The sequence below is a fragment of the Clostridium sp. AWRP genome, assembly GCF_004006395.2.
In the GTDB taxonomy this organism is placed as follows: domain Bacteria; phylum Bacillota; class Clostridia; order Clostridiales; family Clostridiaceae; genus Clostridium_B.
This window is the reverse complement of record NZ_CP029758.2, coordinates 239,837-265,980: the sequence shown is the minus strand read 5'-3', so window position 1 is coordinate 265,980 and position 26,144 is coordinate 239,837. Positions and strand designations below refer to the sequence as shown.

At 31.4% G+C, this 26,144-nt stretch carries 20 protein-coding genes, 1 tRNA gene, 1 riboswitch and 1 other annotated feature; of the genes, 7 read left to right on the top strand and 14 right to left on the bottom strand.

Annotated elements, in window-relative coordinates:
• Nucleotides 1-2: 2 nt before the first annotated feature.
• From DMR38_RS01285 to leuS, 5 genes are all read left to right on the top strand, one after another.
• Nucleotides 3-881, top strand: coding sequence for a DUF5685 family protein (locus DMR38_RS01285; protein ID WP_127719636.1), 879 nt, complete (start codon nt 3-5; stop codon nt 879-881).
• Nucleotides 865-1,446 carry a DnaJ domain-containing protein gene (locus DMR38_RS01280; RefSeq protein WP_127719635.1) on the top strand — a complete coding sequence of 194 codons (582 nt, stop codon included), beginning with the start codon at nt 865-867 and terminating at the stop codon, nt 1,444-1,446. Before DMR38_RS01285 ends, DMR38_RS01280 begins: the two co-directional genes overlap by 17 nt.
• Before the next feature lie 31 nt (nt 1,447-1,477).
• Nucleotides 1,478-1,996 carry a hypothetical protein gene (locus DMR38_RS01275; protein ID WP_127719634.1) on the top strand — a complete coding sequence of 173 codons (519 nt, stop codon included), beginning with the start codon at nt 1,478-1,480 and terminating at the stop codon, nt 1,994-1,996.
• A 76-nt stretch (nt 1,997-2,072) separates the two neighbouring features.
• Nucleotides 2,073-2,147, top strand: a tRNA-Gln gene (locus tag DMR38_RS01270).
• A 101-nt stretch (nt 2,148-2,248) separates the two neighbouring features.
• Nucleotides 2,249-2,455, top strand: a binding site (T-box leader).
• Nucleotides 2,456-2,577: 122 nt separating this feature from the next.
• Nucleotides 2,578-5,010 carry a leucine--tRNA ligase gene (gene leuS, locus DMR38_RS01265; protein WP_127719633.1) on the top strand — a complete coding sequence of 811 codons (2,433 nt, stop codon included), beginning with the start codon at nt 2,578-2,580 and terminating at the stop codon, nt 5,008-5,010.
• Between the two features lie 78 nt (nt 5,011-5,088).
• Here leuS and DMR38_RS01260 read toward each other — a convergent pair whose 3' ends face one another.
• A complete protein-coding gene (locus DMR38_RS01260; RefSeq protein ID WP_127719632.1) occupies nt 5,089-5,877 on the bottom strand; it encodes a GTP pyrophosphokinase family protein in 789 nt (262 codons plus the stop codon).
• Nucleotides 5,878-6,064: 187 nt separating this feature from the next.
• Here DMR38_RS01260 and DMR38_RS01255 point away from each other — a divergent pair, with 187 nt between their 5' ends.
• Nucleotides 6,065-6,874 (top strand): DUF2225 domain-containing protein, encoded by an 810-nt coding sequence (locus DMR38_RS01255; RefSeq protein ID WP_127719631.1) that lies wholly within the window; start codon nt 6,065-6,067, stop codon nt 6,872-6,874.
• A 43-nt stretch (nt 6,875-6,917) separates the two neighbouring features.
• Here DMR38_RS01255 and DMR38_RS01250 read toward each other — a convergent pair whose 3' ends face one another.
• The 5 genes from DMR38_RS01250 to DMR38_RS01230 all read right to left on the bottom strand — a co-directional run bounded on the left by DMR38_RS01250 (nt 6,918) and on the right by DMR38_RS01230 (nt 12,953).
• A complete protein-coding gene (locus DMR38_RS01250) occupies nt 6,918-7,604 on the bottom strand; it encodes a metallophosphoesterase (RefSeq protein WP_127719630.1) in 687 nt (228 codons plus the stop codon).
• A 4-nt stretch (nt 7,605-7,608) separates the two neighbouring features.
• Nucleotides 7,609-7,875, bottom strand: a complete 267-nt coding sequence (locus DMR38_RS01245) for an EscU/YscU/HrcU family type III secretion system export apparatus switch protein (protein WP_013236956.1) — start codon at nt 7,873-7,875, stop codon at nt 7,609-7,611.
• A gap of 73 nt (nt 7,876-7,948) precedes the next feature.
• On the bottom strand, nt 7,949-9,793 hold the full coding sequence (locus DMR38_RS01240) for a hypothetical protein (protein ID WP_243124408.1): 1,845 nt from the start codon (nt 9,791-9,793) through the stop codon (nt 7,949-7,951).
• A 108-nt stretch (nt 9,794-9,901) separates the two neighbouring features.
• Complete coding sequence (locus DMR38_RS01235) at nt 9,902-10,528, bottom strand: ECF transporter S component (RefSeq protein ID WP_127719629.1); 627 nt, start codon at nt 10,526-10,528, stop codon at nt 9,902-9,904.
• An 88-nt stretch (nt 10,529-10,616) separates the two neighbouring features.
• Nucleotides 10,617-10,733: riboswitch (FMN riboswitch) on the bottom strand.
• Nucleotides 10,734-10,799: 66 nt separating this feature from the next.
• Nucleotides 10,800-12,953 carry a Tex family protein gene (locus DMR38_RS01230; RefSeq protein ID WP_127719628.1) on the bottom strand — a complete coding sequence of 718 codons (2,154 nt, stop codon included), beginning with the start codon at nt 12,951-12,953 and terminating at the stop codon, nt 10,800-10,802.
• Nucleotides 12,954-13,116: 163 nt separating this feature from the next.
• Between DMR38_RS01230 and DMR38_RS01225 the strand changes: the two genes are divergently transcribed.
• Nucleotides 13,117-14,451 carry a M28 family metallopeptidase gene (locus DMR38_RS01225; protein WP_127719627.1) on the top strand — a complete coding sequence of 445 codons (1,335 nt, stop codon included), beginning with the start codon at nt 13,117-13,119 and terminating at the stop codon, nt 14,449-14,451.
• A gap of 73 nt (nt 14,452-14,524) precedes the next feature.
• On the opposite strand, the gene gdhA is transcribed toward DMR38_RS01225, so the two are convergent.
• The 8 genes from gdhA to DMR38_RS01185 form a co-directional block, all read right to left on the bottom strand.
• Complete coding sequence (gene gdhA, locus DMR38_RS01220; protein ID WP_127719626.1) at nt 14,525-15,871, bottom strand: NADP-specific glutamate dehydrogenase; 1,347 nt, start codon at nt 15,869-15,871, stop codon at nt 14,525-14,527.
• Between the two features lie 165 nt (nt 15,872-16,036).
• Nucleotides 16,037-17,275: an MFS transporter gene (locus tag DMR38_RS01215; RefSeq protein WP_127719625.1), complete on the bottom strand. Its 1,239-nt coding sequence runs from the start codon at nt 17,273-17,275 to the stop codon at nt 16,037-16,039.
• Nucleotides 17,276-17,361: 86 nt separating this feature from the next.
• Nucleotides 17,362-18,469 (bottom strand): peptide chain release factor 2 gene (gene prfB / locus DMR38_RS01210; RefSeq protein ID WP_127719624.1). Its coding sequence is split into 2 segments (ribosomal slippage): nt 17,362-18,390 and nt 18,392-18,469, totalling 1,107 coding nucleotides; the frame shifts between segments, so codons are not numbered across the junction.
• Nucleotides 18,470-18,489: 20 nt separating this feature from the next.
• Nucleotides 18,490-21,003: a preprotein translocase subunit SecA gene (secA, locus tag DMR38_RS01205; protein WP_127719623.1), complete on the bottom strand. Its 2,514-nt coding sequence runs from the start codon at nt 21,001-21,003 to the stop codon at nt 18,490-18,492.
• A 180-nt stretch (nt 21,004-21,183) separates the two neighbouring features.
• On the bottom strand, nt 21,184-21,711 hold the full coding sequence (gene raiA / locus DMR38_RS01200) for a ribosome-associated translation inhibitor RaiA (protein WP_127719622.1): 528 nt from the start codon (nt 21,709-21,711) through the stop codon (nt 21,184-21,186).
• A gap of 433 nt (nt 21,712-22,144) precedes the next feature.
• Nucleotides 22,145-22,825, bottom strand: coding sequence for a ComF family protein (locus DMR38_RS01195; RefSeq protein WP_127719621.1), 681 nt, complete (start codon nt 22,823-22,825; stop codon nt 22,145-22,147).
• Nucleotides 22,798-23,820 carry a hypothetical protein gene (locus DMR38_RS01190; RefSeq protein WP_127719620.1) on the bottom strand — a complete coding sequence of 341 codons (1,023 nt, stop codon included), beginning with the start codon at nt 23,818-23,820 and terminating at the stop codon, nt 22,798-22,800. The genes DMR38_RS01195 and DMR38_RS01190 overlap by 28 nt, the downstream gene beginning before the upstream one ends.
• Complete coding sequence (locus DMR38_RS01185) at nt 23,804-26,041, bottom strand: ATP-dependent RecD-like DNA helicase (protein ID WP_127719619.1); 2,238 nt, start codon at nt 26,039-26,041, stop codon at nt 23,804-23,806. Before DMR38_RS01185 ends, DMR38_RS01190 begins: the two co-directional genes overlap by 17 nt.
• Between the last annotated feature and the right edge of the window lie 103 nt (nt 26,042-26,144).

Below are 26,144 nucleotides of genomic sequence, written 5' to 3'. Positions count from 1 at the left end.
CTATGTTTGGTTATGTAACTCCATACAAAATGGAGCTTAAAATAAAAGATTATGAAAAATTTAAAGCTTATTATTGCGGATTATGCAGGTCCATAAAATATAACATTGGAAATGTTCCTAGGATCTCTCTAAATTATGACATGACTTTTCTTGCGCTGCTTTTAGACTCTTTAGAAACCGGTGAACAAACTTATGTAAAAAAAAGATGTATCCTTCATCCCCTGCAAAAAAAAATTTTTTTAAAGGACAATGATTCTCTGAAATATGCAGCTTTTTGCAATATATATCTAAGTTATTTCAAACTTTTGGATGACACAGTCGACGAACATTCTTTAAAAAGCAAGATATTTTCGATTTGTCTCAAAACATACTTTAACAAAACAGATGAAAATTATAAAAAAGTTTTCATACATATAAAAGAAAATTTAAGCAATCTTTATGAACTTGAAAAGAAAACTAATAATAAATCCATAGATATGATAGCTCATCCTTTTGCACACCTTACTGGATTTATATTAAGTTCTTTTAAGTGTGAAAAAATTAAAGAGGAACTGTACTTTCTTGGATATAACCTTGGAAAATGGATATATATTATAGATGCTTTAGATGATTTACGTGATGATATGTCAAAGGGAAAATTTAATGTTATAAACAAATGTTTTAACGCAGAAAATTTAAGCTATGAAAAATTTTCTAAAGAAATAGAAACTAGAATTGATTTCATTTTAGGTACTTGTGCTGCACAGTGCATGAATACTTTTGAAAAACTTCCTATAAAAAAGAATGAAGAATTACTACACAATATATTACAATATGGACTTTTAGATAAAATGGATAAAGTTTTTAAAAGGGGTGTTTACAAAGATGAAAAATCCATATGAAGTACTTGAAATAAATGAAAATGCTTCAAAAGATGAAATAAAAAAAGCTTATAGAACCTTAGCTAAAAAATATCATCCTGATCAGTATGGTAATAATCCACTTAAGGATTTAGCCGAGGATAAAATGAGAGACATAAATGAAGCCTATGACTATTTGATGAAAAATGAAGGGACAAATACATATAATAATGGAAGTAGTGATGCCTATACTGGCAGCAATTCTAGCACATATCAATCTGTAGAAAATGATATTTATAATGGGAATTTAAGCAGTGCAGAATCAAAACTCATGGAAATAAATACAAGAGATGCAGAATGGCACTACCTCATGGGAATTTTAAATACTAGAAAAGGCTGGTATGACCAGGCTAGCACTAATTTAAGCACTGCCTGCAGTCTTGATCCAAATAATTTTAAATACCAAGAGGCATTAAACAAGTTAAGGGGTATGAATAATTCCTATAGACAACCTTATTATGACAACAGGAGAAGAGACCCTGACATATGTAACATCTGTGCTACATTATATTGTTTAGACTGCTTATGTGGAGGTGGAAATTGCTAAAATTGTCAATCTAAAAAAGAGGTGGATGTAAATGACAAAATCTCAAAATAAAACCTCCAATATGACTAAAGGAGGTTTTTTAACTACCTTAGGAGTCATTTTAATATACTTAAGTGGCATAGTTCCAGTGAATAAGGGATTTCTTCTTGCTTTGACTTCTTTTATCATACCATTATCGGTGCTCGTTACAGATTACAAAAATGCTATTACTATTTATGCAGCTACTTCCCTACTATCCCTTTTAATATGCGGGTTTAAAATCACAGTACTTTCCTACATAGTATTTTTTGGTCTCTATGGATTAATAAAATATTTTGTTGAGAAACTCAGGAAATTACCTCTTGAAATTATACTAAAACTTGCTTTTTTTAATATATGTTTATTAGTGCTATTTCTACTTTACAGTCTATTTTTCCCTGGTCTTTTAAAAATAAAAATAAGTCCCTATTTAATAGTATTAGGTGCACAAATAGCTTTTCTAATATATGACTATTTATTAACCTTATTTATAAATTATGTTAACAGGTATATCTTAAAAATAATAAAATAGTATTGTATTTAATGATAAACTATTGACATATGAATTTATGGTGATATAATGTTTATTGTTGAGATTTAAATAACAGTGCCCATTCGCCAAATGGTAAGGCACCTGTCTCTGGAACAGGTATGTGTTGGTTCGAGTCCAGCATGGGCAGCCAAGAAAGAACTCTTTATTTTAGGAGTTCTTTTTTAAAATAAAATTTAAGAATAAATTCTTGACAGAGAACTGTTTAATATTATAAAATGAGAAATAAACTAATATTTAGCTTTGAAAAAGGAACAGTAGTATTTATATCACTAAAGAGAGCTGTTGTTAGGTGAAAAACAGTGTGAACATAATGCGAACTCACCTTAGGAGCTTATCTGAAGAAAATCAGATACGGTATGAACCGTTATTTTTTGAGTGAAACCAGTTTATGGGTTTAATTAGAGTGGTACCGCGGAAGCTAAATCTTTCGTCTCTTAATTTTAAGAGATGAGAGATTTTTTTATATTCTAGCAACAAATAAACACCACAATTTTACTAGACTTCTTTAGCTTACAAAAGCGTAAAGGCTATATTAAATTACAAATAAAGGAGAAGATATTATGTACAGTATCGAAACTGATAAAAAATGGCAAAAAAAATGGGAAGAAACATCACTTTATAAATTTGACGATAACAATTTAGATAAAAAATTATATGTACTGGAGATGTTCTCCTACCCCTCAGGTAGTAAACTTCATGCAGGACATTGGTTTAACTATGCTCCTGTAGATTCCTGGGCAAGACTTAAGAAAATGCAGGGATATAATGTGTTCCAACCAATGGGTTTTGATTCTTTTGGTCTTCCTGCAGAAAACTATGCTATTAAAACTGGAATACACCCAAGTGACTCAACAGAAAAAAATATAGCTACTATGGAAAAACAACTTAAATCTATGGGTGCAATGTTCAACTGGGAAAACGAAGTAATTACCTGTCATCCTGAGTATTACAAATGGAACCAGTGGTTATTTTTACAATTATATAAACATGGTTTAGCTTATAGAAAAAATGCCCCTGTAAACTGGTGCCCTAGCTGTAAAACAGTACTTGCAAATGAGCAGGTACAAGATGGATTTTGTGAAAGATGTGGTACTGAGGCAACTAAAAAGGATTTAACTCAATGGTTCTTCAAGATTACAGATTATTCAGAAGAACTTCTTCAGTGCCTAGATAAGCTGGATTGGCCAGAAAAAACAAAGGCTATGCAAAGACATTGGATAGGTAAATCCACCGGTACAAACGTAACTTTTAAAGTAGCAGATTCCGATATTGAGTTCAGCGTATTTACCACAAGAGTTGATACCTTATTTGGTGTTACTTATGTAGTTTTATCACCTGAAAATAAATTAGTTGATAAATTGACCAAAGAAGAATATAAAGATAAAGTAGAAAAATACAAAGATTTAGCTAAAAAACAAAGTGAAATCGAAAGACAATCAATTACAAGAGAAAAAACTGGTGTATTCAGTGGTTCTTATGCTATAAATCCTATAAATGGCAGAAAGGTCCCTATATGGATAGGAGATTATGTACTAAATACTTATGGTACTGGTGCCGTAATGGCAGTTCCTGCCCACGATGAAAGAGACTTTGCATTTGCAACAAAATATAAGCTCCCTATTGAAAGAGTTATAGAAGGTGGAGATTCCTTACCTTATGTAGAACATGGCAAAATGATAAATAGCAGTGAATTCAATGGTCTAACTACAAAAGAAGGCAAAGAAGCAGTAACTAAAAAGCTTGAAAGTATGGGATTAGGATCTGGAAAAGTAAATTACAGACTAAGAGACTGGTTAATTTCAAGACAAAGATATTGGGGAACTCCTATTCCTATAGTATATTGTGAAAAATGTGGAATAGTTCCTGTACCAGAAGATCAACTGCCAGTTAAACTCCCTTATAATGTAGAATTTTCTCCTGATGGTAAGTCTCCTCTTTTAAAATCAGAAGAATTCATGAATACTACATGCCCTTGCTGCGGAGGTCCAGCAAAAAGAGAAGCCGATACTTTAGACACATTTGTATGCTCTTCCTGGTATTATTTAAGGTATGTTGATAATAAAAATAGTGAAAAACCTTTTGATAAAGCTAAAATAGATAAAATGCTTCCAGTAGACATGTACGTAGGCGGTCCTGAACATGCTTGTATGCATCTTCTGTATGCCCGATTTATTACTAAAGCTCTTAGGGATATGGGGTTCTTAGACTTTGACGAACCTTTCCTATCTCTTAGACATCAAGGCATAATACTTGGTCCTGATGGCCAAAAAATGAGTAAGTCAAAAGGAAATACCATATCTCCAGATGACTGCATACAAGAATATGGTTCTGACGTATTTAGAATGTATCTTATGTTTGGATTTGACTACAGCGAAGGTGGAGCCTGGAACGATGACGGAATTAAATCCATAAGTAAATTTGTAGATAGAATTGAAAGAACTATCTCTTCCGTAAAAGAAATTATAGAAAGTGGAGATACTGGAAAAACTTCTATGGATGCTGCCGAAAAGGATCTTAACTATACAAGAAACTTTTCAATCAAATCTGTATCAGAAGATGCTAATAAATTTCAATTTAATACATCTATAGCTAGAATTATGGAATTTACAAATGCACTTTCAAAGTACATTCAGCAAAAAGATAAAAATGTATCGCTGCTAAAAGATACTGTAATTGATTTTGTAAAAATCATAGCGCCTTTTGCACCTCACTTTGCAGAAGAGCAATGGGAATCTCTAGGAAAAAGCTATTCCATATTTAATGAAAAATGGCCTGATTTTGAACCCAATGCACTTATAAGAGATGAGGCAGAAATAGCTATTCAGATAAATGGTAAAATCAAAGCTAAAATAAATGTATCCACGAACTTAAAAGAAGACCAGATAAAAGAGTTATCTCTTTCTAATGAACATATAAAATCTCTTTTAGACGGTAAAGATATAAAGAAAGTCATAGTTGTAAAAGGCAGGCTTGTAAATATAGTAGCAAAATAACAATATGTAAATAGCTGTCATTATTAATTTCAGTTGCTAGTTTTGGTTAAAACTTGCAACTGAATTGTAACATGACAGCTATTTATACATTTGAAGTAACTTTTCTGTAGATCGGAGTAAGCTTACAAGTTCAGATACTTCTCCCTCTTCAATTAAATTATTTAACTGGACTTGATATCTAGTTGATTCAGTTAACTTTCCCATAGAAGACATAGTAAGTATATTGTTCATTATATCAGAAACCAAGCTTGATTTTACTTCAAACAACTTTTGAGCATCTTTTATTTCATCCTTAATCTCAAGCATCTGTTGATCAAGCTGGAAAGCTGCATCTGCCGCACTCTTAAGTTTCAATTTTATTCCACCAGGTATATCCTGCTTATATTTGTAATTCAGCGAGTGCTCTATAGTAGCCCAAAAATTCATGGCAAGAGTCCTTATCTGAAACTCAGCTAGTATTTCTTTCTCACCCTCTGCCATATTAACAGGGTACTTAATTATTACATGATAACTCCTATATCCACTTTCCTTCACATTAGATATATAATCTTTTTCATACATTATACTCATATCTTTCCTATTTCTTATTATCTCAACTACCTTTTCTATATCATCTACAAACTGACACATAACTCTAATACCAGCTATATCTTCCATCTCATAACCTATTCTGTCAAGAGGTATATTGAATTTATTGGCTTTCTCTAATATGCTAGATATCTCCTTTACTCTTCCAGTAACAAATTCTATTGGTGAGTATTCATTCTTTTTTCTATATTCTTTTCTTATACTTTTAAATTTCACTTTTAACTCTTCAACAGCTTGACTATATGGTATTAAAAATGTTTTCCATTCCCCTATTGCCACATAAATCACCCCCAACGAATTATATAAGTACATTATTATTATATCAAAAATTTAAATTATTCAATATAGTATATATGTTCTCTATACATTTAATAGTATAATTTTAATAATTTTTTTGATATAATAATATTATAACTTAACAATCAATACAAATAATATATTATTCATAATGAAGGTGGCTGCGGATATGTCTAAAAAAAACTCTTTGGGTCTAAAAAGTTTAAATGAAGATGATGGCTTAAGTGAAGAAGAAAGACAAAAACTATTACTTTACAATAAAAAAGTAGTATGTCCTGTTTGTGATAATAATTTTAATGCAAGAGCTATTAAGAAATCTTCTTATAGGATACTAAAAAAAGATTCTGACTTTTTTATAAGATATTCTATTATAAATCCTTATTTTTATGACGTATGGGTATGTGATGAATGTGGTTATTCGGCTATGAAAAGTGATTTTGAACACCTGAGTGATTATGATGCAAACATAATTAGGGAAAAAATCTCTCCTAAGTGGAAAAGCAAGAATTATCCTGAAGTATATGATATAGATTTAGCTATAACAAGGTACAAGTTATCTCTTTTAAATTATTACATTATAAATGCTAAATCTAGTAAAAAAGCAATGAATTCTTTAAAAATCGCCTGGATGTACAGACTTAAGGAAGATGAAAAAAAAGAAATGGAATTTTTAAACCAGGCATTAGAAAACCTTCAAAATGCATACTACAATGAACCTTCTCCTATATATGGTATGGATAAGTTTACTACAATGTATCTTATAGGAGAACTTATGCGACGTACAGGCAGAGAAGAAGACTCCATAATCTGGTTCAGTGAGGTAACAACTTCTACTATAGCATCACAAAAAATTAAAAATTTAGCTAGAGATCAGAAATATCTTATAAAGAATATAATAACTAAAACTGAAAATAATAATGCTGCAGATGATTCAGTGGATAATAAAAAGCATGGTCTTTTTTCTAAATTTCACAAATAACCTGTTCATATATTTTTAGAGTAAACTTATTTTTAAGTTTACTCTATATTATTTTTATGGGATTAAATTTTACATAATCTGCAGAAGCTAGTATATACTCTACTCCATTTAATTTTCCCGTTACAGCCTTGGACAAAGATTCTCCATGAAGATGCCCATATATAACCTTCTCTACACCATATTCCTCAAATATATCTGTAAATCCCGAAGACATGAACTTTTCACTTATAGGTGGATAATGTATCATTACTATAAATTTTTTATATCCTGCCTCTACTGCACAATTTAAAGAATTTTTCATTCTTAAAAGTTCTCTTTTATATATTTTTTCATCATGAGCAGAAAAATTATCACTTTCTGGACAATTCCAGCCTCTTGTACCGCATATTCCATAATCCTTATAGGCAAAAAAATTATTCTGTATAAAACCCATGTCTTCATACATATTATTTAGTTTAGTAATACTGTTCCACCAATAGTCATGATTTCCCTTTATCATCAATTTTGTTCCTGAAAGTTGGTGCACCCACTCTAAATCACAAGCTCCTCCTTCCATATTCATAGACCAAGATATATCTCCTGATATCAATACCTTGTCTTCACTAGTTATTTTGCTGTTCCAATTTTTTCTAATTTTTTCATCATGATTAGTCCAGTTATTTCCAAAAATATCCATAGGCTTACTCCCAGTTAAATCCAAATGCAAATCTGATATTGCAAATAAAGCCAAATAATCACCTTCTACTTATATTTTTATCTATATCTATCACATAAGCTATTACTTTAGCTACCGCATCGTATAACTCAAAAGGCACATTATCCCCTATGTCCACATTACTCAAAAGATTGGCAAGCTCTTTATCATAAACTATAGGAACACCGCTCTCTTTTGCCTTATTCAATATATTATCCGCTATTTGACCTATGCCTGCTGCAGTAACTATAGGTGCTTCATAATTATATTCATATTTTAAAGCTGCTGCTTTCTTTTTCTTATCCATAATATTCCCCTTCAATAAGAGTTCAGTAATGAGTTCATAATAATCAGTAAGATATTTGAAAAAATGCCTAAAGTTACGCCTTTGTATTTATAACACCTATATCATTATCCTGAAAAAATTCTCTACAAGTTGATATGTTCATCTCTTCTTTCTTTTCATCAAATCTAACATATACATTATACCCTATATCAGATAAGCTCTCCAATACCCTTTTTTCAGTTTTCTTAAATAAATTAAGCCATTCCTTATTGCATTTGATATCTATATCCATATTACTATTTTTAACGCTTAAATATGCATCTACTGTACCCATATTTTCAGTACTTACAGAAGTTACTATTTTTACATTAGTAGAATCTATTTTTTTTCCTTTTTTCCTTTCATCCTTAATCATCAGTTTGCATTGATAATCTTGTTGATTTAAATTTATAGGAACATCCATATAATAGTATGAATTAGATACAGTATTGAATACTTTAAAATCGTTCATGTTATTGTTAAGCACTTGTGCAATATTTCCACTAAGTTGATTTTTGCCATCTCCTTTTTGATCTAAAACTGTTCTTATAATATCCTTCATCTCACTGGTCTTTATGTTTATCTGTTCTTTTATCTGGCTTACAATGTCATCCATACCATTTTGCTTTACAAAATTATTGTGATGAGGACTTTCAACTTTACTGCCTTCTTTTTCAGAAAACTTTAAAACCGTATTTGAAGTATCTTTTTGTTCCGAATTTTCTATATTTTTAGGAGAAATACCTTTATCTGTACCTGTTTTTTGTTCTATATTTTTAGAAGAAATATCTTTACCTACACTTGTCTGCTGCTCTATGTCTTTAGATGAAATATCCTCTTTTACATTAGATGGCTGCTCTATATTGGGGTATTGAGTTTTTTCTTCACCTACTGAATTTTTGGTTTTATTTAAAATCTCATTTAACTTACTTACATCCAATCCCTCACTATTTAAAACAGTTTTATTTTCCACACTGGCCCTTTCTGTACCTGCTCTACTAAGAGTATCTTTTTCATTCTGTGTAGAAGCAGTATTATCCTTAGTAGGTATATTTATTGCTTTACTGCCACTATCTTCACTTCTATATACTTCAGCTTGAGCCTTTTCGGAAATAACTTTTAAATTGTCTTTTGTACCTTCAACTTGGTTTGGGGTTTGTACATTAGTGGAATTCTGTCCAGATAGATTTTCTCCCAAGGATTTTATTTCGTTATATATGGTGCCATCCTTTTTAAATACATTGTTAAAACTTTTTATATTATCTTCGTTTAGTTCCATATTGTTTTCCAGAAAAGTAAGCAAATCATTACCACTTATCTGTTTTAGTTGGGTAAAAAAATTTTTTAATGTACTGGTGGTAAATTTACCTTCTGTGCTTTCAGGGGATATACCTCTACTATCTAAATATTTATTTATAAACTCATTCTCTTCATTAGGATCATTTTTTATTTTGTCTATAAAATCCAGGGTAGTTTTTATATTAGAAATATTGCTTTTGGTAAGTGGTATTTCGTGCTTAAGCATGCTTTTTACAAGCTGGTAGTCATCACTACTTAAATTAAGATCACCGAACTCTCTAATAAAACTACCTATAGGATCTTTGCCGACCCTTTGTTCTCCATCTTGTGAGTTCACAATTTTTAATTTAAGTTTTCCATTTTCGAACCCTTGTACTTCTAGTCTTACAAGTTTATTTGGCAAAAAATCTACTGGGTTTTCTATTTCTGCAGAAAATTGCCATCCATCTAAAAGTTTTAAAAGTATTTCTCCTGTAGACTTTTTTAGATCTAAAATCCTAGCAGAAAATCTTTCACCTACTTCAAAAGATAATTTAGTAGATATGCGCTTGTTATCTACATTATAACTACTGTTTACATTCCATATACCTGGCAAATTCATCACCCTTTATAAATTTATTCTCTTTTTAAGTTATGTATAAATTATCGTACAAAAATGTTTTTTCATAAAGATAAAATAAAAAAATCTGGGATAAACCCAGATTCTTTTCTAATTGTTATGTTCTGCTAAACCCCTACTTTTACTCTGCTCTTGTTTCAATACTGGTGATACACTCTTATACAAAAGTAGTGTAAGTGCTGTAAGTAGTACTCCCTTTAATAAATTAAATGGTACAATAGCAAATAATATCAAAGTATTTATATCTGTTATACTTCCATTTACTTTTCCTGCTGCTGCTACCATTGCACTTATAGGGAAATTAAGTAGTTTTTCATAAAGTGGAAGTAATATAAAGTAGTTTAACACTGCAGCAGATACTGACATAGCAATAGTTGCTGCCCCAAGGCTAATTGCTGCTGTCTTTTTAGTTTTATGTCTGTTATATAAATATCCTGCTGTAAATACTAAAACTGAACCCACTGCAAAATTTGCGAACTCTCCTATAAATGCTGTTTTTCCATCAAATATTCCATGAAGTATATTCTTTAAAAGCTCTATGGCAATTCCAGCTCCAGGTCCAAGTGCAAAAGTACCTATTAAAGCCGGTAAATCACTTATATCAATCTGTAAAAATGATGGGAACACAGGAATTGCAACTTCTATGAACATAAGTAAAAATCCAATTACACCTAACAATGATATCTTTACTAGCCTGTTTAATTTATTACTTCTCATATCTAACATCCCCCTAAAACATTGTGTATAACCTTCTAAGGTAAGTTAAAAAAGCCCTGATAAAATATCAGGGCTAATAAACACTACATTTTACCTTCTTTCATCCAGACTCTACTGTCGGCCTCGGAATTTCACCGAATCATACCAATTATGGCTCGCGGGCTATACCGCCGGTGGGGAATCACACCCCGCCCTGAAGATTATATTTTAAATTTTCAAGTTCATTATAATACTTTTACCATCACATTTCAACATATTCTTAAAATAATTTTTATTTCATGCTAAGGGATATTCTCTTTCTCTTCTCGTCTACTTCAAGTACAGTTACCTGAACTATATCTCCTACTTGAACTACATCAAGTGGGTGCTTCACAAATTTATCTGACAACTGACTTATATGAACAAGTCCATCCTGATGAACTCCAATATCTACAAAAGCTCCAAAATCTGCTACATTTCTAACTGTGCCTGTAAGCACCATACCCGGTTTTAATTGATTAATGTCTATTATTCCAGTCTTAAGTATAGGTTTAGGAAGTTCTTCTCTTGGATCTCTGCCTGGCTTTTTTATCTCTTTTATTATATCTTTTAGAGTTGGTTCACCTACATTAAGCTTCTTTGAAAGAACATCTATGCCTATTTTATCAACTCTATTATCTATACCTGAAAGTTCTCCATTTTTTAAATCTTCCATGCTGTATCCAATGATTTCCAAAAGTCCTTTTGCTGCATCATAAGATTCAGGATGCACAGAAGTATTATCAAGGGGCTCACCGCTTTCCATTACCCTTAAAAATCCTGCACACTGTTCAAAAGCTTTGGCTCCCAATCTTTTAACCTTTAAAAGCTCTTTTCTATTTTTAAATTTTCCATTTTCTTCTCTATAAGCTACAATGTTTGATGCTATCGCAGTATTTATTCCAGATATATAGGATAGAAGAGAGGGCGTTGCTATATTTAGATCTACCCCTACACTATTTACACAGTCTTCTACAATTCCCTTTAAAGATTCATCCAATTTCTTTGGTGCAACATCATGTTGATACTGTCCTACCCCTATGGATTTAGGGTCTATTTTAACAAGTTCTGCTAAAGGATCTTGAAGCCTTCTGCCTATAGATATAGCTCCCCTCAAAGATACATTTATATCTGGATATTCCTTTGCTGCAAGTTCTGATGCAGAATAAATTGAAGCTCCTGCTTCAGATACAATTACATAGTACAGATCTTTTCCCTTCTCTTCCTTCACTTCTTTTATAAGTTTTCCAATCAGTTCTTCAGATTCCCTACTAGCAGTTCCGTTTCCAAGAGATATAACATTTACATCATGCTTATATACTAGCTCTTTTAGTTTCTTTATAGAGCCTTCTACATCATTTTGAGGTGCTGTAGCATATACTATTGCGGTATCTAACAATTTGCCTGTATCATCCAATACTGCAATTTTGCATCCATTTCTAAAACCAGGGTCATAGCCAAGTACATTTTTTCCCTTTATAGGTGATTGCATCAAAAGTGCCTTCAAATTAGCTTTAAATATTTTTATGGCGCCTTCTTCTCCCATATCTGTAAGTTGTGACCGTATTTCTCTTTCAATAGATGGGTAAATTAGTCTCTTTAGCGAATCTTCTACACTTTTTTCTATATAAGTATCTGTTATATTATTTCCTCTAAGAGATTGATTCTTTAAGTAAATTTCTATATTCTCCATATCACAGCTTATCTTTACAGATAAAACTTTTTCCTTTTCCCCTCTATTTATAGCTAGTATTCTATGAGGTGGAATAGACTTGACTGCTTCTCTATAATCATAATACATTTCATAAGGAGTTGGTTCTTTACTTTCACCCTTCGTTTCAATTATTCCATTTTCCCAAACAAATTTTCTTATCCATTTTCTATACTTTGCTTCATCAGAAATAACTTCACTTATTATGTCAACTGCACCTGCTAGTGCATCTTCTGAAGACTCAACGCCCTTTTCTTCGTTTATAAATTTTTCTGCATACTTTTCTATATCATCTTGAAAATTCCCATCCAAAATAGCTTCTGAGATAGGCTTAAGCCCCTTTTCCTGTGCAATAGTTGCTCTGGTTCTTTTCTTTGGTTTATATGGTCTATATATGTCTTCTACTTCTGTTAAAGTACTGCTGTGTTCTATAGAATTCTTTAATTCTTCCGTAAGTTTTCCCTGTTCTTCTATTATCCTTATTACATCTTCTTTTCTAGATTTAAGATTTCTAAGATATGTAAGCCTTTCTGCCAGTTTTCTTAAAGTTACATCACTCATACTCCCTGTAAGCTCTTTTCTATATCTGGCTATAAAAGGCACTGTATTACCTGAATCTAAAAGTTCGATTACACTATTTATATATTTTCTATTTACACTAAGCTCTTCAGCTAATGTATCTATTATATTATTCATTTTTACCTCCTGGTTAATTTTATTTATGATAAATCTCTAAGCTAAAAGAAGGATTAAACATACTGAAAAAGTATAAATCAGCTAAAAATATATTACAACAGTTATATACATTTTGGCAAATTAATATATATTTAGAAACACTTTATTTTAGAGGTTATTATTAATGAAAAAATTTATGTTTATGCTGCCATTAACTATATTTTGTATTATTTGTTCATTGAGCTTTCAATACTACTATTTTGTGCATCCACTAAACTCTTCAAAAGTTAAAAATACTATTTCCTATCTATCTTCAGATAATTTTAAAGGAAGGCTTACTGGAACCTTGGAAAATTATGAAACAGCAGATTTTATAAAACATTATTTTAAAGCAGAAAATCTAAGTCCCTACAATAAGGATTACCTACAATCCTTTAATGTAGTTTACCCTGAAAAAATAGATGCTGATCCATATCTCATAGTAAAGGATAGAAATGGCTTTATAGTAAAACAGTATAAGTATGCTGCAGATTATAAGGAAGATATGCTAAACTTTAAAAATAGTAGTGTATCTTTTAAAAAAGATAATGTTATTTCACTATCAAAAAACAGCTTTCAAGTCCATACATCAAACCAATATTTTTTGTTTTATACTCCAAAAAATGATAACTTAGATTTTAGAAGTTCCTTTATTTCAAACTCTAGGGGAAGTATGTACATTATGCTAAAAGAACAAACTGCCAAAGGAATAAAAAATTATTTAAATTCAGGTTGTGAAATAAGCTGTTTCATACCTTTTCATAATAAATTAACTTCTGCTTACAACGTAATAGGATACATAAAAGGTAAAAATCCTGCTCTACCACCCCTTGTTCTATCTGCCCATTTTGATCACCTTGGTTCTGATCTTTCTGGTACAGTATATAGCGGCGCCCTAGATAATGCTTCTGGTACTTCTTTTTTACTGGGTCTTATAAAATATATAAATTCTCTTGGGAAACCCGAGAGAAATATAGTAATTGCAGCTTTTAATGCAGAAGAATTTGGCTGCCTAGGGTCAAAAAATTTCGCACAACAATATAAAGACACCCTAAGAGGAGGAAAAGTTATAAATTTTGACATGTTAGGCAGTGATAAAAACGTTCCTCTTTCCATAATGGCAGGAAAATGGGATTCAAAAAATTCACCTTTTGTAAAAGAAATAGCACAATTATGTAATAATGGCAAGATAGACTTTAAGTATACTTTTGAAAATTCCAGTGATCATCAATATTTTAGAGCTTATAACATAGACGCCCTAACTTTATCAGATGCAGACACATCAAAAATACACACACCTATGGACAAATCTCAATATATAAATACAAAATCCATAGATAGGTGCTTCAGTGTAGTCTCAAAAGAAATTGACAACTATGCTTTCAATTATAATCCTTTTATTTTATACTCTAAACATCTATTAGCCATATCGTTTTGTGGAATACTTATAATGGTTAGTTTATATTTGATTAAAAGTTGATAATTGACAATAGTCAGTTGAAGGAGGATTTTTCTTTAAAAATCCTCCTTAACTTCCAGGTCCCTCTATAAACTTAAATTATACCCTGGGCCATCATAGCCTCAGCAACCTTTAAAAATCCAGCAATATTGGCTCCTACAACCATATTTCCTTCATTGCCATATTCTTTTGCTGCGTTTTTAGAATTATTATAAATATTAATCATTATATTTTTGATCTTATTATTTACCTCTTCAAATGTCCATGAATATCTTATACTATTTTGAGACATTTCAATGGCAGAACATGCAACTCCTCCTGCATTGGCTGCCTTAGAAGGTCCAAAGAGAACCTTATTACTCAAAAATACATTTATTGCATCTAAAGTTGAAGGCATATTTGCTCCTTCTGATACAGCTATAACACCATTTTTTACAAGAGTCTCAGCAGATTCCTCATTTATTTCACCTTGAGTTGCACAAGGAAAAGCTACGTCACACTTAACATTCCAAATTCCTCTAAAATCTGGTACATACTTAGCAGTAGGCACACTCTTTAAATATTCTTTTATTCTTCCCCTTCTAACTTCTTTAATTTCTTTTACTACATCTAAATTAATTCCATTTTCATCTAAAATATATCCATTAGAATCAGAACAAGTAATAACTTTAGCTCCAAGCTCAGTTGCTTTTTCAATAGCATAAATAGCCACATTTCCCGAACCTGAAACTACTACTTTTTTATCCTTGAGACTCAAATTATGATCTTTTAGCATTTCTTCAGTAAAATAAACTAATCCATATCCAGTTGCTTCTGTTCTGGCAAGACTTCCTCCATAAGCCAGTCCCTTGCCAGTCAAAGTGCCCTGTTCACTTACACTTTTAAGTTTATTATAATAGCCATATAGATATCCTATTTCTCTTCCACCAACGCCTATATCTCCTGCAGGCACATCTCTATTAGAACCTATGTATTTGTATAGCTCGGACATAAAGGCTTGGCAAAATTTCATAACTTCGTTATCAGATTTACCTTTTGGATCAAAATCCGAACCACCTTTTGCTCCTCCAATAGGTAAGCCTGTTAAGGAATTCTTAAATATCTGCTCAAATCCTAAAAATTTTACAATACTTTGATTTACAGATGGATGAAATCTTAACCCACCCTTATATGGTCCTATAGCCGAATTAAATTGAATTCTAAAACCTCTGTTTACTTGAACCTCTCCATTATCATCAACCCATGGTACTCTAAAACTTATAGCTCTTTCTGGCTCAGTTAATCTTTCAAGTAATCCTGCTTTAATAAAATCAGGTCTTCTATCAAATACTGGTACTAAAGAAGCTAAAACTTCTTTCACTGCATCAAGAAATTCTTTTTCACCTGAATTTCTTTTTTGTACAGTACTTAAAACTTTTTGAACATACTCTTTGCCATCCATATTATTACTCCTTCATAAAATAATTGTAGTTATCTTTACTATTTTACTTATAATTATACCAAAATCAACATAACTTAAAAACATATTTTATCATATTATAGAAATTCTGCACAAATTTAAATTTCTATTTATCCACATACACATTATCTAATATATGTAACATAATCAATTATATCTAGGTTTCCTGTTCTTTACTTCAACAAAAAATACAGTGATAACCGTAAATAGAAACATGATTAATCCACAACTAAAGAATCCAAATCTACCACCAAATTTTTGCATAACTACGCCAACGAAAGCACTGCCAAAAGGGGTGCTTCCAATATTTAAAAGGGCATATATACTCATTACCCTCCCTCTATATTCATCTTCTGTATTAAACTGCAGTGTAGCATTTGCCTTATTTAAAAAAGTAAGTCCAAAGAATCCTATCCATACAAATAGCATCCCTACTAATAAATAACTGCTTGTAAATAAAGTTACTATTTGTAAAATAGCCAATATAAATGAATTTATAATGAGAAAATACTTACTTCTAAGTCCTCTGCCTATTCCTGCCATAAAAATAGCTCCTAAAAATGATCCTGCACCTGAAAGACTTAAAAGAATACTATACTCCTTTGCTCCACCATTCATGACTTGCTTTGCAAATACAGGTATAATTACATTACTATTAAATGCAAAAGTACATACTATAGCCATCATAAACATTACAGATAGGAGTATTTTCTTACTTACAGTATACATAATTCCACCTTTTAAGTCCTGAATTAGATTGAAGTTTTTGGACTTTAATGTTGGATTACCTTTGGCCTTTATTTGAAATACACCATAGATAACAGGTATAAAACTAATTGTATTGATAAGAAAGCACTGAAATACCCCTACTTTATTCATTATTATTCCTGCAAATGCAGGTCCAACTATACGAGATATATTAAAAACAGTTGAATTTAAAGATATGGCATTTGGAAGATCCTTTTTTCCTACAAGTTCAATAAAGAAAGACTGCCTCGTAGGCATGTCCAAACTTGTTATAATGCCATTAATAACAGACAATATGGCTAATATCCAATATTTACTATATCCAACATAAACAACAAAAGTCAATATAAAGGACTGTATCATGTAAGAAAACTGAGTCATCAAAATAATTTTTCTTTTGGGATATCTTTCTGCTATAACACCTGCAATAAGAGTAATCAACAGTACTGGTGCATATTGAAATACTGATATAAGTCCAAGAAGGAAAGGAGAATTAGTTATCTTATACACATACCAACTGAGTGCAGTATTTTGAACCATAGTTCCCATTAATGACAAAAGCTGTCCTGATAAAAAATATCTAAAATCTCTATGTTTTAGGGATGAAAAAACGTCCCCCACTGTACTTTTAAAACTCAAGCTAAATCCTTCTTTCAATTTTCAATTACGAGTTAAAAATGGATGCAAATAAATGCTATCAGATTATACGCCTGATAGCACTTTTCTTACTTTGCCTGCTGTCTTAAATAAGCTAATATAAAATTATCAATTTCTCCATCCATTACTGAAGACACATTTCCATTCTCTACTCCAGTTCTATGATCTTTTACAAGAGTATATGGATGGAATACATAGGATCTTATCTGGCTTCCCCATCCCATGTCCTTAAGTTCTCCTGCAAGGTCTTCTATTTTTTCCTTATGTGCTCTTTCTTTAAGTTCCACAAGTTTTGATTTTAACATGAGCATTGCAGTTTCCCTATTATAATGCTGACTTCTTTCATTCTGGCACTGTACAACTATACCCGTAGGTATATGAGTTATCCTAACTGCAGATTCCGTTTTGTTTACATGCTGTCCGCCTGCACCAGAAGACCTATAGGTATCTACCCTTAAATCTTCTGGCCTTATGTCTATATCTTGATTTTTGGTAAGTTCCGGCAAAACCTCTACAGATGCAAAAGAAGTCTGTCTTTTCCCATTAGCATTGAAAGGTGATATTCTAACTAATCTATGGATACCCTTTTCAGCTTTCAAATATCCATAAGCAAATTCCCCTATTATCCTTAATGATACACTTTTTATTCCAGCATCATCTGCAGGAAGAATATCTAAAGTCTCAACTTTATATCTAGATTTTTCTGCCCATCTGGTATACATCCTCAAAAGCATCTCCGTCCAATCCTGAGCATCTGTGCCACCTACTCCCACATGTAAATTCAATATGGCATTGTTTTTATCATATTCTCCTGATAAAAGTATTTCTATTTTAAGTTTATCAATTATGTTTTGGATATCTTCCACTTCAGATAATATATCTTTGCAGCCAGACATATCTTCCTCTTCTTCCGCAATATGAGCTAGAATTTCTGCATCGCTTATTCTACTCTCCAACTTATTATACATATCCATCTTTTCATTTAAAAACTTTTCCTTAGAAGTTACTTCCTGAGCTTTTTCCAGGTCATCCCAAAAATTAGGTTCCTGCATTTTCATCTGCAGCTCTTCTATCCTATTCTTATAGTTACCCAGGTCAAAGAGACTCCTTTATTTTATTTAATGTTTTTTTTAATATGCTCAATTTTGATAGGGATTCTTCCAAATCAATTATCATACGACCACCTCAATATCATCTTAGTTATTTGCAAGTCTTCCACAACAATTTTTATACTTTTTACCGCTGCCACAAGGACAAGGATCATTTCTTCCTACAGTTTTTTCTTTCCTTATAGGTTTTTTCTTCATTGCAGTTTCTTCACCTTGATTAGTAACTACGTTCTTAGCTACCCTTTCTCTCTCAGGTGCTTTTTCGATTTGTACATGAAGAAGATACTTAACAGTATCCAACTTAATATTATATATCATTTCCTCAAACATTTCGCTGCCTTCAAACTGATATGCTTGCGCTGGCTCCTGCTGCCTGTAGGCTCTAAGTCCAATAGCTCTCTTTAAGTGCTCCATATCATCTATATGATCCATCCACTTTGTATCAACAACTCTAAGTAAAATAACTCTCTCAATTTCTCTCATCTGCTCTGGAGTACACTCTTCTTCTTTTTCTTCATAAATTTTTTGGCCTATATCTATATATTTCTGTTTAATTTCTTCATTAGAAAGATTTATAATATTTTCTTTCTTTACGGAATCTTTTTGTACATAAACTTCTTCCATATATTTCATTAGCTTTTCTACTTCATCTTCAAAATCTTCTTCTATACCAGATATATGAGAATCTACAACAGAAGTTACTAAGCTTTTTATCATATCAATCATGTAATCTCTAAGGTCTTCTCCCTCAAGTACCTGAGATCTCTGTCTATATATAATTTCCCTCTGCTTATTTATTACATCGTCATATTGAAGTAAAGTTTTTCTTATATCAAAGTTATTTCCTTCTACCTTTTTCTGTGCACCTTCTATAGCATTTGTAACCATTTTACTTTCTATGGCCTCATCTTCTTTGAGTCCCAATTTTTCAACTATTCCCTGAAGTCTATCTGAACCAAATATTCTCATCAGATCATCTTCTAGTGATACATAAAATCTTGATGTACCTGGATCTCCTTGACGCCCTGAACGTCCTCTAAGTTGGTTATCAATTCTTCTTGACTCATGTCTTTCAGTTCCTATTATTTTAAGTCCACCAAGGGCAACTACACCCTTGCCAAGCTTTATATCAGTACCACGACCTGCCATATTAGTTGCTATAGTAATTGTTCCCTTTTCTCCTGCGTGAGAAATTATTTCTGCTTCCATTTCATGAAACTTAGCATTTAGAACTTGGTGAGGCACTCCTCTTTTCTTTAACATATCTGAAAGTAACTCAGATTTTTCTATACTTACTGTACCTACAAGTACAGGCTGACCCTTTTTATAGGTTTCATATATTTCATCTGCTATAGCTTTAAACTTTCCTTTCGCACTTTTATAAACTACATCAGGGTAATCCATTCTCGCTATAGGTTTATGAGTAGGTATTACTATTACATCAAGTCCGTATATTTCTCTAAATTCGTTTTCCTCCGTCAGTGCAGTACCTGTCATACCTGATAATTTATTAAACATCCTAAAATAATTTTGATAAGTAATAGTTGCAAGTGTCTTTGATTCTCTCTCTACTTTTACATTTTCCTTAGCTTCTATAGCTTGATGTAACCCATCGCTGTATCTTCTGCCTTCCATCATTCTTCCTGTAAATTCATCTACAATGAGTACTTCTCCATTTTTTACCATATAATCTTTATCTCTTTTCATTATATAGTTAGCTTTCAAAGATTGAACTACATAATGCTGTATCTCCATATTCTCTGGATCCGCATAGTTGGCCAATTGGAAGAAGTTTTCAGCCTTTTTTACACCTGTATCTGTAAGTATTACTGAATTTGCCTTTTCATCTACATCATAATCCTCTTTTTTTAACGATTTTGCAAAGTGATCCGCAATATTGTAAAATTCTGTTGACTTTTCTCCTTCACCTGAAATAATAAGAGGTGTTCTTGCTTCATCGATTAAAATAGAGTCAACCTCATCCACTATAACAAAGTTAAGCCCTCTTTGTACTCTTTCTTCTTTATAAATAACCATATTGTCTCTCAAATAGTCAAACCCAAACTCACTATTAGTTCCGTAAGTTATATCACAATTGTATGCTTCCTGTCTCTGCGTTTGATCCAAATCATGTAGTATTACACCTACTTTAAGTCCTAGTGCTTCATATATAGGTGCCATGGTATCTCTATCTCTTTTTGCCAGATAGTCATTTACTGTAACTATATGAACTCCTTTTCCTGTAAGTGCATTTAAATATGCAGGTGCGGTAGCAACAAGTGTTTTACCTTCACCAGTTTTCATCTCTGATATTCTTCCTTGATGGAGCACTACTCCACCTATTAGTTGCTCTCTATATTGCTTTAAACCTATTGTTCTATATCCTACCTCTCTAACAACAGCAAAAGCTTCAGGTAATATTTCATCTAAAGATTCACCCTTAGAAAGTCTATCTTTAAATTCATCTGTCTTTGCTCTAAGTTCTTCATTAGTCAATCCCTGCATTTTTGAGTCCAAACTGTCTATTTTATCTACTATAGGGATAACTCTTTTTACTTCCCGTTCACTATATGAACCGAATATTTTCTGAAAAAGTTTCATTATTTTCATCCTCACCATGTTAAATTTGTTTACAAAAGTATACACTTTATAAATTATATCATCTAATTATTGGGTATTCAACTTATTAAATAATAGTTTACCTTAGTTTAATAATATACTGCCTATTTTTAAGCCATAAAAAGAGGAAGCTTTATGCTCCCCCTTTATTGCATCTAACTTTTAAAATTCAGGCTCTATTAATCCGTAATTTCCATCCCGTCTTTTATATACTACATTCACTTCTCCATTTTCAGCATCCTGATATACAAAGAAACTATGACCTAAAAGTTCCATTTGAAGGACTGCCTCTTCAGATGACATTGGTTTTATTGCAAATTTTTTGGTTCTAACTATTTTTTGTTCTTGTTTATCTTTTTCTGACTCATCTGGTATGAATTGGAATCTTAAAGATTCTGAATTATTTCTTCTTAGCAGTTTTGTCTTTTGCTTTCTTATCTGTCTCTCTAATTTATCCACAACTAAATCAATTGAAGCATACATATCTGAGTTTCCTTCTTCTCCTCTTAGTATAACTCCCCCAAAAGGAATAGTGACCTCAATTATTTGTCTAGTTTTTTGTACGCTTAATGTAGCATGTGCTACTACATCAGGGTTGAAATATTTTTCTAGCTTACATAGCTTCTTATCCACCGCATTTTTCAATGCATCAGTTACCACGATATTTTTCCCTTTTACAGTTATTTTCATATTTCCAGCCCCTTCCTATTGTAATCCTAAACATATGTAAAGGATTAATCTATGTTTTGTTAGTTATATTTTAATACTGTTTATCATAAATTACAATAGCTATTAACGACACATTCATACTACTTTCTTAATTAATAGCAAAAACTAATAATAAATAACCTTTTAAAATTAATACAGCAGCCTTAAAAAAGGCTACTATATTGCACTGTTAGTGCATTTGCAAGTTAGCTGACCTGGTCTTTGCCCCCACACTCGCCTGCTGGAACTTTCGCTACCGGGAATTAACCTCTCACTACTAATCCTCTCGTATTTTACGGCAGGACTTACTTCTAAGCCGCACCATGCTCATTAAATATTTTATCTAACTTACGTGGATCGTTTCGCCTGCGACTGGCATCGACTTTCAACCACAGACCTAACTTGACTAATAAAATTATACTCTACTTTTTGCTCCAGTCAATACGCTAATTTTTTTTGCTCCATTTTTCAAAAGTTCTGAACAGCACCCAAAAGCTGTAGCACCAGTAGTTAAAACATCATCTATTAACAAAATTTTTTTATTTTCTATAATTTTTTTATTGCGTACCTGAAAGCTTTCTGACATATTACTCCATCTCTCTGTTTTATCCAATCCTATTTGATCCTTTGTTTCCTTTATTTTGTCTAGACAGCATATAACAGGCTTATTAGCATACCTTGCCAAACTGTTCGCCAAATATTCAGCTTGATTATATCCTCTATTTTTCAATGCTTTCTTAGTCATAGGTACATATGTAAAAACATTAAAGTCAATGTGATTGCTAGTCATAATATCTCTCATACACTTTGCTATGACATCTCCAGCTTTAAAAGAACTCTTGTATTTTAATTTTATTATAAGTTCCATCATCGTTCCAGAATAATAAGCACTACTATAGCATTGAAATTTTTTATCATCATATCCAATTTCAAAACTGTCTTTACAAACTTTTATATTGCTTTCACAATCTTTACATATGGTTCTATCATCATATATATCCTTTTTACACAGTATACATCTTTCATCTCCACAATATATAAGCCCTAGTACACAATCCAATAAAAATTTTAAATTTTTAGTAATCCCATGTTCCATGCTTCCCTATTAAAATTACTAGTTATACTCTTTGCTTTCTCAATCTCTTCTGTCTCTACATTGGAAACCAGTATAACCTCCTCTTTTAAATTTTTTTCACCTCTTCCAACACTCCCACACAAGTAAACAAATTCTTTATAAGTAAAGTTAACATCATCTGCAAAATATACTATTAATTCTGAATTTTTTGCATTTAATACAGTTTGTTCAAAACAGTTAGTTATTAATACTGAGTTTTTTGTCTGTAAAAACTTATAGATTAATTTCTTATTCGTTTCCCCATTAGCAAAACATACTATATCCTGTGTTAAACTTTTACAATATTTATGCATATATGAAGCTACCATATCTATTTTATATTCGCTGGGTACATATATTATTATCTTCTTACCTATACTTATTGACCATTTTAAATAATCGTATACCAAAAAAGGCATTTCTTTATTCATATTCAGTCTAGTAAGTATACTCCTCGGTTCGATTATTAATCCTTCATTCTTAGCAGGCAAAAATACCTTTTTGCTATTTTCAACTATACTTTCTATAGAATATATTATAGCTTTACTATCCTCATGAGTTAATTTGCTAATTAATTTGCATATCTCGTACTTATTGTATAATGAAAAACTACTTATATCATCATATATGACTAATTCAAACTCCTTTTCCAATTTTGCCGCATTTTCAAAATTGCATATCTGCAATTTACAATTTAAATTACTTTTACCTCCTTTTACATAGTGATAGTCCATAAAATGTGTATACTTTTTTATATTTTTTATTATATCCACATTACCCATTTTTTCGTTAGTAATATAAATAATGTTTTTATTTTGTCTTATGTACTTTTCAATAACCCCCAGAAAGATTTCAGTAGAATTGTAAGGAACTGAAATGCAATTTAAAAAAGTATCTTTGGTACCACTCCATTTTACTATATTCTCACTTATTTTTTTTCTCTCATTAATAAGACATGTTTCATTCCACAGTAGCATTTGTTTCACTCTCCATTATATCCATTATTCTATATTTCAATAACGAATACCTTTCAAAACTTTTATTATTATTTATCATAAAATTTAAGGCTTTTAAACTTCCCACAAGTATTACCATCTGTTTTGCCCTAGTTATAGCCGTATACAATAAATTTCTATTCATAAGCAGCGGCGGTCCCATAAACATAGGTATAATAATTACCGGGAATTCACTACCTTGACTTTTATGTATGGTTATTGCATAAGATAAATCCAACTCATCTAAGTACATACTATCATATATGACTCTTTTTTCTTCGTCAAACACAACTACCACTCTATTTTTTTCTTCATCTATGTCTTCTATATATCCAAAATCACCATTAAAAACACCCATACCACTTTCCTTGTTTTCTTCTGAAATACCTTGCCATTTTAAAGTATAATTATTTTTAATCTGCATCACTTTATCTCCTACCCTAAAAGTAATGTCTCTAAACTTTTTTTCTCTCTTATTAGAGCTTTTAGGATTTAGAACTTGCTGAAGTTTTTTATTTAAATTTGATACTCCTAAAATTCCCTTTCTCATAGGAGATAGTATTTGAATATCCTCTATTTTATTCCAATTACTATTAAAATTTGGCAGCCTTTTATCTATTAATCCTACCAATGTATCTAATATATCCGAAGGATCCTGACATTTTATAAAATAGAAATCCTTATTCTTTTTATTTAAAATGGGCATTTCTCCAGAATTTATCTTATGGGCATTAACTATAATCATGCTTTCTTTTGATTGCCTAAATATCTCTTTTAATCTAACTACTTTAATACATTTACTGTCTATGAAGTCTCTGAGCACATTTCCAGGTCCTACAGATGGAAGCTGCTCTGCATCACCTACTATTATTAACCTAGTTCCCATAGAGACAGCCTTCAATAAGTTATTCATGAGCACTATATCTATCATAGAAGCCTCATCTATAATAACTACATCGCATTTCAGTGGTGATTGCTCTCCTCTTGAAAAAAATAAAGCTTCTTCATCACTTCCCACCCCCATTTCAAGAAGCCTATGTATTGTCTTTGATTCTCGTTTTGTAGATTCTGACATTCTCTTTGCTGCCCTTCCCGTGGGAGCACCCATTAAAACTTTAAGCTTTGCTTTTTCAAATAATCTAATTATGCAATTAATTATTGTAGTTTTACCTGTTCCAGGACCTCCTGTTATTATCTCCACTCCATTTTCAACTGCCCCTCTAATAGCCTCTTTTTGAGAAACAGCAAAGTTCATATTATTTTCCTGCTCAAAATCTTCTATCTCTTTGTCTATATTAAAATCCACGTCCTTATATTTAGTAAAAGCCAGCATCAATATTTTTCTAGTTACACTCAATTCACAATAATAGTAAGTCATAGAAAATACACATACTTTATCTTCCCACTTCTCCAATTTTATTTTTCCATTTACAGAACTTTCATATATGTTTTCTTCCAGTTCTTTTTGAGTTATATGGAGTATGTCAACACCTTCCTTTATAAGGTTATCTATAGGCATATACGTATTTCCCAAGCTGCAAAACTTGTTCACCAAATACCTTATTCCACTTTGTATTCTAAATGGAGAATTATTTTCTATTCCAAGGCTTCTTGCTATCTTATCTGCCGTTTTAAAACCTATACCACTTATTTCTTCTGTAAGAGTATATGGATTTTCTTTCACAATACTTATAGAATCTGCCCCAAATTTTTTATGTATCTTAACACACTGGCTGGGAGTTATTCCATAAGTTTGCAAAAATATCATTATATTTCTCACTTCATTTTGTTTAGAATAGGATTCCTCTATTAAAGCTATTTTTTTTGTTCCTATACCTTCTATTTCTTTTAGCCTTCCTATGTTATTGTCCAATATTTGAAGAGTATTTTCACCAAACTTCTCTACTATTTTCTTTGCTGTTACAGGGCCTATTCCTGCTATTATCCCAGATGCCAAATATCTCTCTATGCCAATAGTAGTACTAGGTATTATTTCTTCAAAAGCCTGCACCTTAAATTGATTTCCAAACTGAGGATGAAGAACCCATTCCCCTACAGCCTTCAAATTTTGTCCTTCAATTATATTAGGTATACATCCTACTATAGTTACTACGTCTTTATTTTCTCTTATTTTAGCAACTACATACCCATTATCTTTATTTTGAAATATTATACTCTCTACAATTCCCTGTAATTCTTGCATAGAATCTCTCCTACTCCTATTTACAAACAAAATCATATGTTTATAAATAATTATACCACATTAAACTTTGTCTTAATCTAACATATTAAAAAAGCTCTATATC